The organism is Streptococcus sp. 27098_8_75 (assembly GCF_041432475.1).
GTDB lineage: Bacteria > Bacillota > Bacilli > Lactobacillales > Streptococcaceae > Streptococcus > Streptococcus gordonii.
The window spans coordinates 351,415-369,392 of record NZ_JAPVZR010000001.1 but is presented as its reverse complement, the minus strand read 5'-3'; the positions used below and the strand labels follow the sequence as shown (position 1 = coordinate 369,392).

General features: G+C 41.8%; 15 protein-coding genes. 14 read left to right on the top strand and 1 reads right to left on the bottom strand.

The features are described 5' to 3' along the window. The first annotated feature begins 241 nt into the window (after positions 1-241). From O3640_RS01700 to O3640_RS01685, 4 genes are all read left to right on the top strand, one after another. Positions 242-2,170, top strand: coding sequence for a beta-glucoside-specific PTS transporter subunit IIABC (locus O3640_RS01700; protein WP_371586527.1), 1,929 nt, complete (start codon positions 242-244; stop codon positions 2,168-2,170). A gap of 156 nt (positions 2,171-2,326) precedes the next feature. Next, entirely contained in the window at positions 2,327-3,589 is a 1,263-nt protein-coding gene (locus O3640_RS01695; RefSeq protein WP_268723042.1) for a CapA family protein, read from the top strand. 104 nt (positions 3,590-3,693) lie between these two features. Continuing rightward, entirely contained in the window at positions 3,694-3,921 is a 228-nt protein-coding gene (locus tag O3640_RS01690) for a hypothetical protein (protein ID WP_195321488.1), read from the top strand. 16 nt (positions 3,922-3,937) lie between these two features. Then, complete coding sequence (locus tag O3640_RS01685) at positions 3,938-4,132, top strand: hypothetical protein (protein ID WP_195321489.1); 195 nt, start codon at positions 3,938-3,940, stop codon at positions 4,130-4,132. A gap of 110 nt (positions 4,133-4,242) precedes the next feature. On the opposite strand, the gene O3640_RS01680 is transcribed toward O3640_RS01685, so the two are convergent. Continuing rightward, the gene (locus O3640_RS01680; protein WP_060970704.1) at positions 4,243-5,115 is read right to left on the bottom strand and encodes an AraC family transcriptional regulator; all 873 of its coding nucleotides are present in this window, start codon (positions 5,113-5,115) and stop codon (positions 4,243-4,245) included. A 110-nt stretch (positions 5,116-5,225) separates the two neighbouring features. Here O3640_RS01680 and O3640_RS01675 point away from each other — a divergent pair, with 110 nt between their 5' ends. From O3640_RS01675 to O3640_RS01630, 10 genes are all read left to right on the top strand, one after another. After that, entirely contained in the window at positions 5,226-6,662 is a 1,437-nt protein-coding gene (locus O3640_RS01675; RefSeq protein WP_011999815.1) for a glycoside hydrolase family 1 protein, read from the top strand. A 122-nt stretch (positions 6,663-6,784) separates the two neighbouring features. Continuing rightward, entirely contained in the window at positions 6,785-8,455 is a 1,671-nt protein-coding gene (locus O3640_RS01670) for a hypothetical protein (protein ID WP_195321490.1), read from the top strand. Beyond that, positions 8,452-9,279 (top strand): Cof-type HAD-IIB family hydrolase, encoded by an 828-nt coding sequence (locus O3640_RS01665; RefSeq protein ID WP_227955233.1) that lies wholly within the window; start codon positions 8,452-8,454, stop codon positions 9,277-9,279. Before O3640_RS01670 ends, O3640_RS01665 begins: the two co-directional genes overlap by 4 nt. A 4-nt stretch (positions 9,280-9,283) precedes the next feature. Then, a complete protein-coding gene (locus O3640_RS01660) occupies positions 9,284-9,916 on the top strand; it encodes an SGNH/GDSL hydrolase family protein (protein WP_045634382.1) in 633 nt (210 codons plus the stop codon). A gap of 148 nt (positions 9,917-10,064) precedes the next feature. After that, positions 10,065-10,460, top strand: coding sequence for a CopY/TcrY family copper transport repressor (locus O3640_RS01655; RefSeq protein ID WP_045634381.1), 396 nt, complete (start codon positions 10,065-10,067; stop codon positions 10,458-10,460). Between the two features lie 18 nt (positions 10,461-10,478). Then, a complete protein-coding gene (locus tag O3640_RS01650; RefSeq protein ID WP_002901455.1) occupies positions 10,479-10,850 on the top strand; it encodes a cupredoxin domain-containing protein in 372 nt (123 codons plus the stop codon). 10 nt (positions 10,851-10,860) lie between these two features. Continuing rightward, positions 10,861-13,083 carry a heavy metal translocating P-type ATPase gene (locus O3640_RS01645; RefSeq protein ID WP_060970699.1) on the top strand — a complete coding sequence of 741 codons (2,223 nt, stop codon included), beginning with the start codon at positions 10,861-10,863 and terminating at the stop codon, positions 13,081-13,083. A gap of 451 nt (positions 13,084-13,534) precedes the next feature. Further along, entirely contained in the window at positions 13,535-15,310 is a 1,776-nt protein-coding gene (gene spxB, locus O3640_RS01640) for a pyruvate oxidase (protein ID WP_007520383.1), read from the top strand. Positions 15,311-15,419: 109 nt separating this feature from the next. After that, entirely contained in the window at positions 15,420-15,767 is a 348-nt protein-coding gene (locus O3640_RS01635) for a VOC family protein (protein ID WP_268723041.1), read from the top strand. Between the two features lie 541 nt (positions 15,768-16,308). Beyond that, positions 16,309-17,883, top strand: a complete 1,575-nt coding sequence (locus O3640_RS01630) for an ABC transporter ATP-binding protein (RefSeq protein ID WP_268723040.1) — start codon at positions 16,309-16,311, stop codon at positions 17,881-17,883. Positions 17,884-17,978 lie beyond the last annotated feature (95 nt).

The following is a 17,978-nucleotide window of genomic DNA, read 5'->3' as shown; positions in this document are numbered from 1 at the left end:
TTTCTTTTAAGATACTTTCTAAAAACATTAAAAATTTTTTAGAAAACGCTTGCAATTTTAAAATCATATGCTATACTAGATACAAGGATTGTTACTGATCACGCAGGCAAAACCTAGATGAATACAAATAATGAGTTAGAACTCTGTTCTATCTTCTCATTTGGTATTCGTCTAGGTTTCTTCTTTTTTTCAGGAGCTTGAACAGGTCTAGCGTAATCAAAATAGAACAGGAGGATCCCAAATGGCTAAAGATTATACCGAATTAGCTAAGGACATTGTTGCCCATGTAGGTGGCAAGGACAATATTACCAAACTAGTACACTGCGTGACACGCTTACGTTTTTCCTTAAAGGATGAATCAAAGGCGGACACGGACTATCTGATGAAGCGAGATGGGGTTGTAACGGTTGTCAAGGCCGGAGGTCAATATCAAGTCGTTATTGGAAATCATGTGCCTGATGTCTACGAAACGGTGCTCAGAGTTGCTGGTATTTCTGGAGAGGGCAGTGTCGATGCAGATGACGATGCTGTAGAAGGAAATCTGTTTGACCGCTTCATTGCGCTTGTATCAGGCCTCTTCCAGCCGATGCTCGGTACCTTGTCAGCAGCAGGTATGATCAAAGGTGTGGTAGCCATTATGGCAGCTATTGGAGTGCCTGATACAGATGGTGCTTATGTTGTGCTCAATGCAGCCGGTGATGGTCTCTTCCAGTTTCTTCCTTTGATTTTGGCTATTACAGCTGCTAAACGGTTCAAGATGAATCAGTTCACCGCTTTGGCTATCGGTTTTGCTTTGGTTTATCCAAATATCGCAGCTAGTTTTACAGCGGAAAAACCGCTTTATACACTTTTTGCTGGTACACCGATTGAGTCTCCAATTTTCTCGACTTTCTTCGGTCTTCCTATTATCTTCCCTACATCTAGCTACCTGTCAACGGTCCTTCCAGTGATTGCAGCTGTTTGGGCTGGAGCCAAGATTGAAAAAGGCTTTAAAAAAATCATTCCAGATGTTGTCAAAGTCTTTATCGTACCATTCTTTACCCTTTTGATTACAGTGCCATTGGCCTTTCTGGTCATCGGTCCGGTAATGAGCTGGGCGTCTGATTTGGTCGGTGCTCTCTTTACAGGTATCTATGACCTTAGTCCAGTGCTGTACGGTATCGTTCTAGGGGCTGCTTGGCAGGTTCTAGTTATGTTCGGTCTTCACTGGGGCTTGGTACCGTTGGCAATTTTGGAGGTTCAAAAGGGTCCAGGTGTCATCCTTGTTGCCACTATTGCTATCTGTTTTGCTCAGGCAGGTGCCCTACTCAATATCATGATGCGTACCAAAGAAGATAAGGTTCGTCAGCTTTCGATTCCAGCCTTCATCTCATCTCTCTTTGGTGTGACGGAACCAGCTATTTACGGGATCACGCTTCCAATGCGCTTGCCATTCATCATGACCTGTATTTCCGGAGCGTTGACTGGAGCTTATCTGGCTTTCTTTGATGTCAAAATGCAGGTTATGGGAGGTATGGGACTTTTTGCAATTCCATCCTTTATTGAAGCTGGCAACAGCATGACATTGATTCACTTCCTCATCGCTATTGTGGCAAACTTTGTATTAGGTTTTGGTCTGACTCAGCTGGTCAAGATTCCAAATCTTTTCGGTGGTCAGTCAGAAAAAAATGCTAACGAGTCTTTAGATTCTGAAAAAGAAAGAGTCTCTGAAGGAGCTGTTGAGCAAGTTGTAACAAGTCCATTAGCTGGTGAGGTAATCGCTCTTGAGGACACTCCAGACGCAGTTTTTGCCAGCGGAGCTATGGGCAAAGGAGTTGCCATTGAGCCAAGTGTTGGCGAAGTAGTAGCACCTGCTGATGGTGTCATTCGCCTGCTCTTCCCTACCAACCATGCTATTGGTTTAGCTACAGATGATGGAGCTGAACTTCTTATCCATGTGGGGATGGATACGGTCGCTCTTGACGGAAAAGGCTTTACGGCCCATGTTGTGCAAGGCTCTAAGGTCAAAAAAGGCCAACTTTTACTCAGCTTTGACATCGATGCGATTAAAGAAGCTGGTTATCCAGTGACAACTCCGATTATTGTCACTAATATGAGTCGCTTCAGAGATCTGAAGGTTTTGGCAGAAGGGGAAGTTGACCTAGGGGATACTCTATTTGAATTAAACTAAAAACCGTATGAAAAGAGCAGGATGTAGATCCCACCTGCTCTTTTTAAGTTTCAAAAGGCCTTAATGTTCAGAGGTTTTAATGATGACAATGTTTTTCTAGAGGGTGACTGGAACATCTATTTTATGGTAAAATAGATATGGTAGGAGGCGAAAAGGATGAAACGTTCGGATAGAAGAAAAGCTGAAGCCCAAAAGAAATGGTTTGTTTTTGCTTTGTTTAGTCTGATTATTCTTTCGGCTAGTCTCATTTTATTTTTCCAAAAGGAAATAGATGCAAGAAAGCAGACGAGGCAGGCAAGTATAGAAAATAAAAATTCAGCTAGACCGAAGACTGTAGCAAACAAGCAGGTTCAAACAGCTCGTATCATGGCAAATGGTGATTTGCTTTACCATGATGCCCTCTATATGAGCGCTCTACGAGAAGATGGTAGTTATGATTTCTCAGAGAATTTTCAGTATGCTAAAGAATGGCTCCATCAAGCGGATCTTACGATTGGAGATTTTGAAGGGACCATTAGTCCAGACCTACCTTTAGCAGGCTATCCGCTGTTTAATGCACCTGAGTCAGTAGTAGGAGCTATTAAAGATGCGGGTTATCATGTGCTTGACTTGGCTCATAATCATATTTTAGATTCCCAATTATCTGGTCTATTTTCAACTGCTAAGGCTTTTGAAGACCAAGGAATTACACCGGTTGGTGTTTATACCCATGAACCACGTGCTCAAGCGCCTCTGACTATTAAAGAAGTAAATGGGATTAAAATAGCTATCTTAGCCTATTCCTACGGATTTAATGGAATGGAAGGAAATCTCAGTCAAGATGAATATGACCAGCATTTGTCTAATCTTGATGAGGAGAAAATGAAATCGGAAATCGAACGTGCTGAGAAAGAAGCCGACATTACGGTTGTCATGCCTCAAATGGGAGTAGAGTATCAGCTACAACCGACAGAAGAGCAGGTAACCCTCTACCACAAAATGGTGGATTGGGGTGCCGACATCATCTTTGGTGGACACCCACATGTGACACAACCATCTGAAACTCTGGAAAAGGACGGCCAGAAAAAACTAATCATCTACTCTATGGGAAATTTCATTTCTAATCAACGGATTGAGACCATGGAAGGAGTTGAAAATGCTCAGTGGACCGAGCGGGGGGTTCTCATGGATCTGACTCTTGAAAAGACGCTCAAAGGTACCCGAATCAAGAGTGCTCAGGCTCATCCTACCTGGGTCAGCCGTGTAGAAAAAGGTGGATTTTCTGCTGAAGGCTATCCGCTTTATAGCTACCAAACTCTGATTCTGGAAGACTTTATAGAAGGTGGAAAATATCGGGATAGGCTGGATGAAGCTACCAAGGAGCGGATTGATAAAGCCTACCAAGAAATGAAAGACCATGTTGGCTTGAATTGGGACTAAATATTTTCTTGTCAATCAACATTACCAGAGGAGCTAGGCTTTTCTGGTTTTTACTTGGAGTGAAAAAGGACATTTGCTATAATGAACAAGAAAGGAGCTTAGAGATGGAAGGTATAGGGAGTGGTTTGTTGATGGTGGGTTTCTTTGTTCCGATATTCTCTATACTATCAATCCTTAGTCTGCCGGCTCTTTTGGTAATTTTCTTTGGTCAAGCGGGTAAGTCTCTCTATTTGAAGTTGTTGGGACGTCTATGGCTCTTGTTTGGCATGGGGCTTGCTTTATACTTTGTTTTTGGAATTATCTATGCTCTCATTACTGGTCATGCTTACTAGAGAATTAGGAGGAGTCATGTTCTTATATCAATTCATTTTCTTTTGGTTGCTTTTGGTGATTTGGTTGATTCTGGCTTTAGCAACCATGGTTTTGCTGATTTTTGGCCCGTTTCTTCGACGCAATTTTTTTAAAGAGAAGTTAGGACATTTGCTCTTGCGGAGTTTGCTAGTGTTGGGACTTGTGAATATCATTCTGGCCATGCTGGTTTAAATGACTTGGATAAAAAGACAAGTAAGATAAAAAAATAATTTTCAATATTTTTGACAAATAAAACAGCCTCGGATATCGTTGAAGCTGTTTTTTATGTGTTTCAATAAATGTCATTTCTTCCGATACTGTCTGGGAGTCATTTGATAGTATTTTTTGAACTGACGATTGAAGTTAGACAAGTTGTTGAAGCCAGATTGACTCGCAATTTCAAGGACTGAAAGATTTGAATGTTGCAGAAGCTCGGTCGCCTTTCTCAATCGAAACTGAATGAGGAACTCCATGCAGGAGATGCCAATATGTTTTTTGAAAAAGTTCATAAAGTGAGTAGCGCTGTAGCTACAAATATTAGCCAGATGATCAATCGTTAACTCCTCCTGATAATGAAGGTTGATGTAATCAATGATGGTCCTAATTTTCTCTTCTTTGCGGTAGCCTTCCAAGGATTGCGTTTTGGAGACAACATAACCATTTTCAAAAAGCAGATAAAAGAGCTGGTTAAGCTGGGCCTTTATCTGAAATTCAAAGTAGCCCTTGCGATGATAGCCAGTCTCCATGGTTTCAATCAGACAGGAACGGATGGCTTCATATCCCTTGTGATGGGGTTCGATCACGTGAACAAAGTCCAGCTCCCCCTTGTAGAGGGGTTGCAGGTAATCGATACTAGCCTGGTCCATGGCAGAGTAGCCCATTAAGTCTAGCTGGAAATTCAAGGCATCCATGTAATGTTTTTGATTTTCGATGGGATGAATGGAGTGAAGAGCATTGGGGCGGATCAGGATGATGTCCCCCGCCTTGCTGTTGAAATATTCCTGGTCAATATGAAACTTGGCAGTTCCCTCATGAACATAGATCATTTCAACGTCAGTATGCCAATGAAAGAGGATGTCCGGTTGCCCATTTTCAGTAATAGTGCGGGTCAGTGAATAGGGGGTCCCTTGATTTTTATATACGGTATTTTTATGAAGCTGTCCAAGATCTAGCATTCCCTGCTCCTTGTAGTAGAATAGTATCAATATATAAGAGAATTGTGTAAGAAAACATTTTCATCTAAGATTATAATATAATCAAAGAAAAAACGAAAGCGAGAAATGCAATGGCTAAATTTCCTAAAAATTTCCTCTGGGGCGGTGCAACGGCGGCAAATCAATATGAGGGTGCCTATAATCTAGATGGGAAAGGCCTGTCTGTTCAAGACGTGACTCCAAAAGGCGGAGTGCCAGCCAAGCCAGGTGATCGCAATCCTTTGATTACCGAGGGGCCGACAGCAGATAATCTTAAGCTGGAAGGAATTGATTTCTATCATCGCTATAAGGAGGACATTGCTCTCTTTGCAGAGATGGGCTTCAAGGTCTACCGGACTTCCATTGCCTGGTCTCGGATTTTTCCAAACGGAGACGAGCTGGAGCCCAATGAAGCTGGTCTGCAATTCTATGACAATCTTTTTGACGAACTGGCCAAATATGGCATTGAGCCGCTGATTACCTTGTCTCACTATGAAACGCCCCTGCATTTGGCTCGTCAGTACAATGGTTGGGCCAACCGCGATTTGATTGGCTTCTACGAGCGCTATGTCCGCACGGTTTTTACTCGCTACAAGGATAAGGTCAAGTATTGGCTGACCTTTAATGAAATCAACTCTGTTCTCCATGCGCCTTTTATGAGCGGAGGCATTGCCACGCCAGCTGAAGATCTGTCCAAACAGGACCTCTATCAAGCAGTCCATCATGAGCTAGTGGCGTCTGCCTTGGCAACGAAGATCGGTCATGAGATCAATCCTGATTTTAAGATTGGCTGTATGGTTCTGGCTATGCCGGCCTATCCTATGACACCTAAGCCTGAAGATGTGCTAGCGGCTCGGGAATTTGAAAATCAAAACTACCTCTTCTCTGATATCCATGCGCGTGGAAAATATCCAGCCTATATCAATCGTTTCTTCAAGGAGAACGGGATTGAGATTCAGTTTGCGCCAGGTGAGAAAGAGCTTTTGGCTGAAAATACTGTAGACTTTATTTCCTTCTCTTACTATATGAGTGTGGTTGCGGCTCATGATCCGGAAAATTATTCTTCCGGCCGAGGCAACCTTTTAGGTGGTATTATGAATCCTCATCTGGCTAGCTCAGAATGGGGCTGGCAGATTGACCCAGTCGGCCTGCGCTTGGTGCTAAATAGCTTTTATGATCGCTATCAGTTGCCTCTCTTTATCGTGGAAAATGGTCTCGGTGCCAAGGATGTCTTGGTGGATGGTCCAAATGGCCCAACGGTTGAAGATGACTACCGTATTGATTATCTCAAACAGCATTTGCAGCAGGTAGGAGAAGCGCTTGAAGATGGCGTAGAATTGCTAGGTTACACAACTTGGGGCTGTATTGACCTGGTCTCAGCCAGCACGGCAGAACTCAGTAAGCGCTACGGCTTTATCTATGTTGACAGCAACGATGACGGTAGCGGAACTCTAGCCCGTTACAAGAAAAAATCTTTTGATTGGTACAAAGAAGTCATTGCGACGAATGGAGACAGTCTCTATCATTAAAGAGTAAAAAGTGGGTTTTCGAACTCGCTTTTTAATTGTTGGCGGTTGAATGCCTCTTTGATTTTTACTATATCAAGTAGTATAATGAGGGGGATTATTTCAATTGCTATTAAGGAGTTTTTATGTTTGATTCTTCTTTTAAAATCCTGTTCTTCATTCTAGGGATTTGCGTCGTGATTTATATTATTGGAATAGTGAGTCGCCACCGTTTTAAACAAAAATTGGCAGGCTACTGGGGAAGTTCTAATCGTTTGGCTAAAGCCGATAGCGAAGCGAGCCTATGCGAGTCTCTTCTGCTGGAAATGGAACTTCAGTCATACGATAGCTTAGTAGACGATCAAACCTGGTCGGATTTGGATTTGTATGATATTTTCTCTAAGATAGATGCTGGGGCCCAGTCTAGTCTTGGTTCTGAGTACTTGTATAGTAAACTGAGGTTGCAACGCTTTGAAGCAGATCCAATTTTTGAACAATTGCAGAGCTACTTGAAAAACCATCCTAAGGAGCGCTTGGATTTGCAAGTTCTATTTGCTCAGTTAGGTAAGAAGAATTACAATCATGCTAAAAAACTAGTTTTACAGCCAATCAAGCCCAATTACTGGTGGCCTCTTTATATCCTCTTAGGTTCACTGCCAATTATCTCCTTGTGTCTGATATTTGTAGCTGATTCACTAGGCCTAGTTCTATTTTTGACTAGTCTAGTGGTCAATATAATCTTTTCAGCCATGACACGCTGGTCTTTGTCCATGAAGCTGGAAAATATGAGTTACTTAGTCAGGATTTTCTATATAGCTGATAAAATGAAGGGATTGAATTTCCCGGGCCACGAACATTTAAATCCATCTATCAAACCTTTCCGTGCTGCTAGGGTATTTGGTTCGGTTTTTCAAAATCAAACAGGTGGGTCAGAGTTGGAAATCATCTTGCTCTACCTTAATATGATTTTCCTAATCCCTCAGATGGCTCAATCCTATATTTCCAGACAAATTTTTTACCATCAGCAAGAGGCAAAGTCTGTTTTAGATATTCTCGGTCGCTTGGAAGCAGCTATAAGCCTTTTGAACTACAAAGAATCTCTTCCCTTTTACTGCCAGCCAAGTTTTTGTGAAGAGGCGGGAATAGAGGGCAAAAAACTCTATCATCCTCTACTTAGTCAGCCAGTCAGCAATGATGTCAGCTTTACCAAAAACATCATGATCAGCGGAGACAATGCTTCTGGGAAGTCCACCTATCTACGGACAGTTGCTATCAATGCTATCCTAGCTCAAAGTCTGAACTTTGCCTGTGCAGAAAGTCTCAACCTAGCCTATGGTTCAGTCTTGACAGCCATGGATGTGAGCGACAGTATTGAGACAGGCGACAGCTATTTTATTGCTGAGAGTCGCACCATTAAGCGGATGCTAGAGAGTTTGGAACAAGAAGGGATCCATTATTTCTTCATCGATGAGCTTTTTAAGGGGACCAACACTCTTGAGCGGATTGGTGCAGGTCTAGGTATTATAAAATGGCTGGCTGAGCGTCACTGTCTATACATGATTTCCAGTCATGATGTGGAGTTGGTGGCTACTTCTGGAGATTTAAATGACCAATTTCACTTCGACAGCCAATACCGTGATGGAGAGATTGTGTTTGATTATCAGATTAAAGAGGGGAGTGCCCTGACCAAAAATGCAGTGAATACACTTGAAAGTCTCCATTATCCCAAGGAAATAACGGATGGGGCTAGAAGAATTATAGAAGACTATGAAACGAGCGGTCAGTGGCATTTGCCAGAAGAGGGGGAAATCGTATGAGCATCAGAATGATTGCGACAGATATGGATGGAACCTTGCTGGACGGACAGGGACAGCTAGATTTGCCTCGTCTGACTACTATTTTCGATGAGCTAGAGAAGAGAGATATTCGCTTTGTAGTAGCTACTGGTAATGAAATTGGTCGGATGCGAAAACTTTTTGGTCCAGAACTGACGAATCGTATTACCTTTGTCGTAGCTAATGGCGCTCGTATTTTCGAAGGGGAAGACAAGATTGTGGAGAAGCATTGGGATAGTCATCTGGTCCAGGGAGTTTTAGAATATTTTGCTGGCAGAGAGCGGGATTACCATTTGGTTGCTAATCTCCAAAATGGTCCTCACACCTTAGAAGGCACGGATTTTCCTATTATAGATAGAATTATGACGGAAGAAAGAGCCAGGGAATTCTACCAGCAGATTCATTTTCTCAGTGACTTTCAGGAGCTGGATAAAGAAGCTGTTATAAAAATGAGTATCGTAGTAGATGAAGAGCAGACTAGTTCTGTGACACAGAGAATCAATCAAGATTTTGCGGGGCGACTCAATGCAGTTACAAGTGGTTACGGGGCTATTGACTTATTGCCGGTCGGAATTCATAAGGGTTGGGGATTACGTAGCTTGATGGAGCGTTGGAAGATTGACACTGATCAAATTATGGCCTTTGGCGACAGCGAAAATGATCTAGAAATGCTTGAATTGGTGGGTTATTCTTTTGCAATGGAAAACGGAGAAGAAAAAGTCAAAAGAATGGCTAAATATATTGCACCAAGTAATAGTGAGGCAGGGGTTCTCCAAGTTTTAGAGCAGTATTTAAAAGAAAGATAGGGATATGGCAGTACAATTATTAGAAGAATGGCTCTTGAAAGAGCAGGCAAAAATGCAGGATAAATACCGAGAATTGAATCAAGTATCCGTTAAGGAACCAGATATTATTTTTATTGGAGATTCCATCGTAGAATACTATCCTTTGCAGGAACTATTGCAGACGAATAAAGTCCTGATTAACCGTGGGATCCGGGGTTATAAGACTGATTTGCTATTAGAAAACCTAGATGCCCATCTCTTTGGGCAGGCTTTGGATAAGGTCTTTATCCTGATAGGTACCAATGATATTGGCAAAGAAATGCCTCGGTCTGAGACACTGGGCAACCTAGAAGGAGTGATTCAGAAGATTTCCAGAGAGTACCCGTTGGCCCAGATCCAACTTCTGTCGGTCCTGCCGGTCAATGAAGCTCCCGCCTACAAGAGCACGGTCTATGTCCGCAGCAATGAAAAGATTCAGGCCCTCAATCAGGCCTATCGCCAGCTGGCTAGCGCCTACATGAATGTCCAATTTATCGATCTCTACGATGCTTTTCTGGACGAGGGAGGCCAGCTGCGCCCAGACTACACAACAGATGGTCTCCATCTGACCATTGCTGGCTATGCAGCCCTGTCCAAGGCTTTGAAAGAGACGTTATAGAGATAAAAATAGGGAGCGAAAAAAGCCCAACCAGACAAATCTTCAAAGGAAGATTTGTTTTTTTCAAAACTTTTGGTTGACAAATGTAAATTTTAGAGGTAAAATAGCATCATAGGATTTACAAATGTAGATTTTGAAAGGAGAAGCCATGCAAATTTCCAATGCGGAATGGCGCATCATGAAGATTATCTGGATGGAAGGCAAGCAGACCAGCATGGATTTGATCGCCGTCTTGTCCGAGCGCTTTGACTGGTCGAAGTCGACGGTCAAGACTCTCTTGACCCGCTTGGTGGAGAAAGGATGTTTGACTAGAGAAAAATCAGGCAAAGCCTTTGTTTACTCGGCTTTGTTGACGCAGGACCAGAGTTTAGACTTGGTGGTTGAGGAGGTGAAAGACAAGGTTTGCTCAAAAAGAATTGTCCAGGTGCTTGAAAACTTGATTCAGGCGAGTGACTTTACGCTTGCAGATCTTAATCAGCTGCAGCAGGTCCTGGAAGAAAAGAAAGCAGAGGCTGTCGAAACAGTCCCTTGCAATTGTATGTAATAGAAAGAAGGAAATTCCATGTTTGGATTGTTGATTAGTATTGTTTGTTTACTTGTGGTTGCTTTTATTGCTTGGTGGTTCTTTGCAGAGCATGAAAAGGTAAGCGGCCACGCTCGTCAGAAATCAGGTTATCAAGAAATTGAAGTCGAAGTCATGGGGGGCTATTCGCCTGAAACCATTGTCCTGAAAAAGAATGTTCCAGCCCGGATCATCTTTAATCGCAAGGATCCATCTTCATGTCTGGCTCAAGTGATCTTTCCAGATTTTGGCGTTCATGAAGATTTGCCTTTAGGTGAAAAACATGTCATTGAAATTACGCCAGAAAAAGCGGGCGAATATGGGTATTCATGTGGAATGAACATGATGCATGGTCACATGATTGTGGAATAAAGGAGTAGGTATGGTAGAAAAACAAAAAGCAGTTGTGGAAAACGGAGTGCAAAAGATCCGTATTACAGCAGAAAAGGGCTATAGTCCCAAAGAATTTCAACTTCAAAAAGGGATCCCTGCTGAAATCACCTTCCATCGGGTCAATCCTTCCGGCTGTTACAAGGAAATTTTGTTTGAAGATCAGGGGATTTTAGAGCCTTTGGAAGTCGGTGTGGATAAGGTGATATCCTTTACCCCGACAGAAACAGGGGACTTCGAGTTTTCATGTGGAATGAAGATGCAAAAGGGTTCCTACACGGTTGTGGAAAAACGCCGTCGTGTCTTAGGTTTACTGGGTCGCTTTTGGATTACTAGTATCTTTACCCTTCCCTTATTGATCTTGATGATCGGGATGATGGCAGGATTTGTATCCCATACAGTCAGTCGCTGGGGGACTTTTCTAGCGACAACGCCGATCATGTTGGTAGCAGGAGTTCCTTTTATCAAGAGTGCCTGGGCCTCATTTAAGAAGCACCATTCCAATATGGATACCTTGGTAGCTCTTGGAACCCTGGTAGCCTATGTCTATAGTGTATTTGCACTCTTTACTGGTCAACCGGTATACTTTGAAAGTGCGGGCTTTATTCTCTTCTTTGTCCTCTTAGGACAAGTCTTTGAGGAACGGATGCGTAAAGATGCCTCCAAGGCTGTGGAAAAGTTGTTGGATTTGCAGGCAAAAACGGCTCAAGTTCTCCGTGATGGGAACTATGTCGAGGTGGCGGCGGAAGATATCCAAATTGATGACTTGATTCGGGTCCGTCCTGGGGAAAAGATCGCGGTTGATGGGACGATTGTAGAAGGAAGTACGACCATTGATGAGTCGATGGTGACAGGTGAAAGCTTGCCTGTGGAAAAATCAGTTGGTGATGCAGTTATCGGCTCCACTATCAACAGCAATGGGACCATTCTCTTTAAGGCTGAAAAAGTCGGTAGTGAGACCCTCTTATCTCAAATTGTGGCCTTTGTCAAAATGGCCCAATCCAGTCGTGCTCCCATTCAAGATTTGACGGATAAGATTTCAGGTATCTTTGTTCCAGTGGTGACGATTTTGGCCATTGCGACTTTCTGGGTTTGGTCCGTGCTTCTGGGCGCGTCGCTTCAAGAGGCCATGCTCTATGCAGTCTCTGTCCTCATTATTGCCTGTCCTTGTGCCCTTGGTTTAGCAACCCCAACAGCCCTGATGGTCGGAACCGGCCGTAGTGCCAAGATGGGGGTTCTGATTAAAAATGGAACAGTTCTTCAAGAAGTGCAAAAGATTCAAACCGTTGTGTTTGATAAGACAGGGACTATTACTATTGGTCAACCACTTGTAACCGATGTTGTAGGAGATGAAGCGCGTGTCTTGACACTGGCTGCTAGTCTTGAAACTTTTTCAGAACATCCACTAGCCCAAGCGGTGTTATCCCAAGCAGAAGAAAAAGGTTTGGTGTTATCCCCTGTGGAAAATTTCCAAGCGATTGAAGGAAAAGGGGTCCAAGGTCAGATCGACCAGCAGTTGGTGACCTTGGGAAATGGCAAACTTCATGACGGGACAGCGATGGATCCAGAGCTTGAAAAACGGATGGTAGAGTTGCAAGAGCAGGCCAAAACAGTGATCAATTTGGCTGTGGATGGGCAAGTGATTGGGTTGATTGCCATTCAAGATGCTCCGAAGGCCAGCTCAAAAGAAGCGATCAAAAAGCTCAAAGAACGGGGCTTGAAAACGGTCATGTTAACGGGGGATAATGAACGGGTGGCCCAAGCTATTGCTACGCAAGTGGGAATTGATACCGTCATTGCTGATGTCCTTCCTCAAGAAAAAGCTAGCGCCATCCAAAAACTGCAAGAAGCTAGCAAGGTCGCCTTTGTTGGAGATGGCATCAATGATGCTCCAGCTCTCTCGATCGCAGATGTGGGGATCGCTATGGGATCTGGAACGGATATTGCGATCGAGTCCGGTGGCATCGTGCTCACGCAAAATGATTTGCTTGGCGTTGTGCGTGCCTTTGACATGAGTCAAAAGACCTTCCGCAGGATCTTACTCAATCTCTTCTGGGCCTCTATCTACAATATCATTGGGATTCCAATTGCTGCTGGAGTCTTTGCAGGACTGGGATTGACCCTCAATCCAGAACTAGCAGGTCTTGCCATGGCCCTTAGTTCTGTGTCTGTTTTGACTAGCTCGCTACTTCTCAATTTTACGAAAATTGATTAAATGAAACAAAAAGAGAGTGGGACAGAAATCGGTAATTCGTTAGAATTCGATTTCGTCGTCTCACCTCCGCACAGTTGAGTAGGGCTGTAAAAGCTAATGAAATCAATGTAGTAGAGCCCACTCAACCACTGCGTCTTGCTCGACAATCCAAAAACAATTAAGAGGCTAGGACTTTTGTCCCAGCCTCTTTTTGTTCGATTTCCTACAGCTACAAGTCTTAGAGGTGCATGCAAATTATAATAAAATATCCTATTCTACTATAGTTTGTAAAATTTTATCAAAAAAGAGCATCTGTTATGTAATAGGGATTGAGCATCTATGAGCATATTCTTATACAAGTGAGAAAAAACATGGTAAATTGATATAGTAAAGTTTCTTGAAGCGTTTTCATTCACAAGTGAAAATGTTTTCAATAACTGAAAATTTAATTTATTGAAGGAGAGTTATTCTTATGACTCAAGGGAAAATTACTGCATCTGCAGCAATGCTCAACGTATTGAAAACATGGGGCGTAGACACCATCTACGGTATCCCATCAGGAACACTCAGCTCACTCATGGACGCTTTGGCTGAAGACAAAGATATCCGATTCTTGCAAGTTCGCCACGAAGAAACAGGTGCTCTTGCAGCAGTCATGCAAGCTAAATTTGGCGGCTCAATCGGGGTTGCAGTTGGTTCAGGTGGTCCAGGTGCGACTCACTTGATTAACGGTGTTTACGATGCAGCTATGGATAACACTCCATTTCTTGCTATCCTTGGATCACGTCCAGTTAACGAACTCAACATGGATGCCTTCCAAGAATTGAACCAAAACCCAATGTACAACGGTATCGCTGTTTACAACAAACGTGTCGCTTACGCTGAGCAATTGCCAAAAGTAATTGACGAAGCTTGCCGTGCTGCAGTTTCTAAAAAAGGTCCAGCTGTTGTTGAAATTCCAGTAAACTTCGGTTTCCAAGAAATCGATGAAAACTCATACTATGGTTCAGGTTCATACGAACGTTCATTCATCGCTCCTGCTTTGAACGAAGTTGAAATTGACAAAGCAGTTGAAATCTTGAACAATGCTGAACGCCCAGTTATCTACGCTGGTTACGGTGGTGTTAAAGCTGGTGAAGTCATTACTGAATTGTCACGTAAAATCAAAGCACCAATCATCACAACTGGTAAAAACTTTGAAGCTTTTGAATGGAACTACGAAGGTTTGACAGGTTCTGCTTACCGTGTTGGTTGGAAACCAGCCAACGAAGTGGTCTTTGAAGCAGACACAGTTCTTTTCCTTGGTTCAAACTTCCCATTTGCTGAAGTTTACGAAGCCTTCAAGAACACTGAAAAATTCATCCAAGTCGATATCGACCCTTACAAACTTGGTAAACGTCATGCCCTTGACGCTTCTATCCTTGGTGATGCAGGTCAAGCAGCGAAAGCAATCCTTGACAAAGTAAACCCAGTAGAATCTACTCCATGGTGGCGTGCAAACGTTAAGAACAACCAAAACTGGCGTGATTACATGAACAAACTCGAAGGTAAAACTGAGGGTGAATTGCAATTGTATCAAGTTTACAATGCAATCAACAAACATGCTGACCAAGACGCTATCTACTCAATCGACGTAGGTGACACTACTCAAACATCTACTCGTCACCTTCACATGACACCTAAGAACATGTGGCGTACATCTCCACTCTTTGCGACAATGGGTATTGCCCTTCCTGGTGGTATCGCTGCTAAGAAAGACAATCCTGATCGCCAAGTATGGAACATCATGGGTGACGGTGCATTCAACATGTGCTACCCAGACGTTATCACAAACGTTCAATACGACCTTCCAGTTATCAACGTTGTCTTCTCAAATGGTAAATATGCCTTCATCAAGGACAAATACGAAGACACAAACAAACACTTGTTTGGTTGTGACTTCCCTAATGCTGACTATGCGAAAATCGCTGAAGCGCAAGGTGCTGTAGGATTTACAGTTGACCGTATCGAAGATATCGATGCAGTTGTTGCAGAAGCTGTGAAACTCAATAAAGAAGGTAAAACTGTTGTGATCGATGCTCGCATCTCTCAACATCGTCCACTTCCAGTAGAAGTACTTGAATTGGATCCAAAACAACACTCAGAAGAAGCAATCAAAGCCTTCAAGGAAAAATACGAAGCAGAAGAACTCGTACCATTCCGCCTCTTCTTGGAAGAAGAAGGATTGCAATCACGCGCAATCAAATAATTCCTCTCGTCGAAAATCAAATGTAAACTTTGTAGATTTTATTCTTTGATTTTCAAGAGTCTAACTTGAAAAGATCGGAGCAATCCGGTCTTTTTCTGGAGGATAGTAAATGAATTTAAATCAATTAGATATCATCGTTTCAGATGTTCCTCAAGTCTGTGCTGACTTGGAGCGTATTTTGGATAAAAAAGCCGATTATGTTGACGATAGTTTTGCACAGTTCACGATTGGCAGTCACTGCCTCATGTTATCACAAAATCATTTGGTTCCTTTGGAAAACTTTCAGTCAGGAATCATTCTTCACATTGAGGTTGAGGATGTAGAGCAGAACTACCAACGGTTAAAAGAGCTTGGTGTCGAGATTTTACACGGTCCGGCTGTAACTGATTGGGGAACAGAATCGCTACTAGTTAAAGGCCCTGCTGGTTTAGTGATTGATTTTTATCGAATGAAATAGGACGCGTAGTCATTTGAAGTTAACCTTAGAGGAAGGAATAGCGAGATTGTGTCTCGACGAACAGAAATGTGATAGTACGGCATGTATAGTAGTAGATAAGGGAATTTGAAATTAGTTTGTACTCGATTGAATATTATTAAAATGTAGAACTTTTCTAATATTCTGATTTTTCTTGAATTGTTATTTTAATAGTTGTATAATGTATTTGAAATAAAGCAAAGATAAAGAGGTGGTAATATGAAAGTTATCACGATATGTATTGAGGTACGATACAGAAGATGGTAGCGTGTATTTCAACACTAAAAATAATCATTCATTTTTAATCACGGATGAATTAAAGCAGACTATACAGAAAAATAAAACAACTGAAAGTGAATATATTGCCTATTTAGAAGAGAATAAATATTTTCCTGAAGTAAATGAGGTAAACAAATATTTAAAACAGATAGAAGATAGGAATAATGAGATTGTAATATTTGTTAAATTTATATAATAAAAATGGAGAGGAGTGCTAGCCTCTCTCTTTTTCTAGGAGGGCATTATGAATAAAATATTTCACTATCTGGATAAGAAAACGAAGTTTTATACTATCATTGGTGCACTAGCAAATGGAGGTTTGGCTCTTGCTCAACCCTTAGTCGTATCACAAGCCTTGTCCTTAAATCAAGGAGAACTGACTTATTCTAAAATCATACAGTTTGCTGTTTTCGGCTTTACAGTATACTTTGTCCTGTATAGCTTAATGCTCTTTTGTAATCATACACATAATGTTTTTCGTCGTGAAATTCAAATGAATATGAGGGCAGATTTATTTAGCAAGCTGATGACAAATAAAGATTTTAGCGAAGATGAAAAAATCACCATGCTCACACAAGATATGGAGTATTTGGGGGATAATTACTTAGAAAAATACGTCAATATCATTTGCTGGAGCTTTGTTGCATTACTAACAGCGATTTATATTATTTCGCAAAATTTGTTGCTAGGTAGCATTTTTGTCTTTTTCACAATTTTACGTCCTATTCCTCAGTTCTTGATGAATAAAAGACTCAAACATACTGGTGATGACATGGCGCAAGGCAGAGTAGAAGTTCATAATCAAGTATCTGATAGTATCCGAGGATCACATACTCTACTCATGAACCAAGCAATTTCTGAAAATCAGAACAGATTTTGGAAGATTAATCTAAAATATCAACGAGCAATTCAAAAGTTTTGCTTTACCCATAATATTATTTTCTTTTGCAACGGATTCATGGTCTTTTTGAGCCAAGTTTTACCACTTGTTTTAGGTTTTTACTTTGCTATGGCTGGGCAGAAAGTGTCAGTGGCAAGTCTTGTTGCCATGTACATCGCAGCAGGTCAGTTAGTGAGCCCCATTCAGACTATTATGTATGATGCTGTAGATATACAAGGGGCAAAAACGACAGCAGATAAGATTTTTGGAATATTAGAAATTGGAGATGTAAAACAGATAGATAAAAAAGATGCGCAAGAATTGCATGCCCTGCACATTAAAAATTTAAGTAAATCCTATGGTGACAGACAGCTTTTTACTCATCTAAACTTGGATGTTCAAGCAGGTCAGAAAGTTTTAATCAAAGGACCGAGTGGTTGTGGTAAGTCAACCTTGTTCCGACTCATTACTGGAGAAGAAATAGCAGATGAGGGAGAAATTATCGGCGTGACAACTGTTAATGAATCTACATCAAGTTTTGTATCCAGTATAGGAATTATTAACCAACACCCATTTCTCTTTAACGATACAGTGCGTTACAATTTGACCTTAGGACAAGAATTTTCTGAGGAAGAGTTGTTTGCTGTTTTGAAACAAGTCAAACTAGATTTTGAATTGACGGGTGGGCTGGATTTTATTATCAAGAATAACGGGGAGAATATTTCTGGGGGACAAAGGGTGCGGATTGAATTGGCACGCTTTCTTCTTCGTAGAAAAAATTTATTATTGGCTGATGAAGTGACAGCAACCCTAGATAAAGAAAATGCCCTCATGGTACATGAACTACTATTTTCTCTTCCTGTTATGATGTTAGAAATTGCCCATCATATTGATGATGAAAGTAGATATCAACAAGTTGTAGATTTAGGAAAATATTGATTCTGGCCCAAAAGTCAGTTTTATCATAAAATGAAGTAAATATTTCAGCAATAAAAGACCCAGTATCAAGATTTTTCAGCACATAAAAATATGCT

Bases quoted from the DNA above. Each gene is read 5' to 3' on its own strand.
- O3640_RS01645 (WP_060970699.1), top strand. From the start codon at position 10,861: ATGGTAGAAAAACAAAAAGCAGTTGTGGAAAACGGAGTGCAAAAGATC.
- O3640_RS01660 (WP_045634382.1), top strand. From the start codon at position 9,284: ATGGCAGTACAATTATTAGAAGAATGGCTCTTGAAAGAGCAGGCAAAA.
- O3640_RS01675 (WP_011999815.1), top strand. From the start codon at position 5,226: ATGGCTAAATTTCCTAAAAATTTCCTCTGGGGCGGTGCAACGGCGGCA.
- O3640_RS01635 (WP_268723041.1), top strand. From the start codon at position 15,420: ATGAATTTAAATCAATTAGATATCATCGTTTCAGATGTTCCTCAAGTC.
- O3640_RS01655 (WP_045634381.1), top strand. From the start codon at position 10,065: ATGCAAATTTCCAATGCGGAATGGCGCATCATGAAGATTATCTGGATG.
- O3640_RS01650 (WP_002901455.1), top strand. From the start codon at position 10,479: ATGTTTGGATTGTTGATTAGTATTGTTTGTTTACTTGTGGTTGCTTTT.
- spxB (WP_007520383.1), top strand. From the start codon at position 13,535: ATGACTCAAGGGAAAATTACTGCATCTGCAGCAATGCTCAACGTATTG.
- O3640_RS01665 (WP_227955233.1), top strand. From the start codon at position 8,452: ATGAGCATCAGAATGATTGCGACAGATATGGATGGAACCTTGCTGGAC.
- O3640_RS01630 (WP_268723040.1), top strand. From the start codon at position 16,309: ATGAATAAAATATTTCACTATCTGGATAAGAAAACGAAGTTTTATACT.
- O3640_RS01690 (WP_195321488.1), top strand. From the start codon at position 3,694: ATGGAAGGTATAGGGAGTGGTTTGTTGATGGTGGGTTTCTTTGTTCCG.
- O3640_RS01680 (WP_060970704.1), bottom strand. From the start codon at position 5,115: ATGCTAGATCTTGGACAGCTTCATAAAAATACCGTATATAAAAATCAA.
- O3640_RS01695 (WP_268723042.1), top strand. From the start codon at position 2,327: ATGAAACGTTCGGATAGAAGAAAAGCTGAAGCCCAAAAGAAATGGTTT.
- O3640_RS01700 (WP_371586527.1), top strand. From the start codon at position 242: ATGGCTAAAGATTATACCGAATTAGCTAAGGACATTGTTGCCCATGTA.
- O3640_RS01685 (WP_195321489.1), top strand. From the start codon at position 3,938: ATGTTCTTATATCAATTCATTTTCTTTTGGTTGCTTTTGGTGATTTGG.
- O3640_RS01670 (WP_195321490.1), top strand. From the start codon at position 6,785: ATGTTTGATTCTTCTTTTAAAATCCTGTTCTTCATTCTAGGGATTTGC.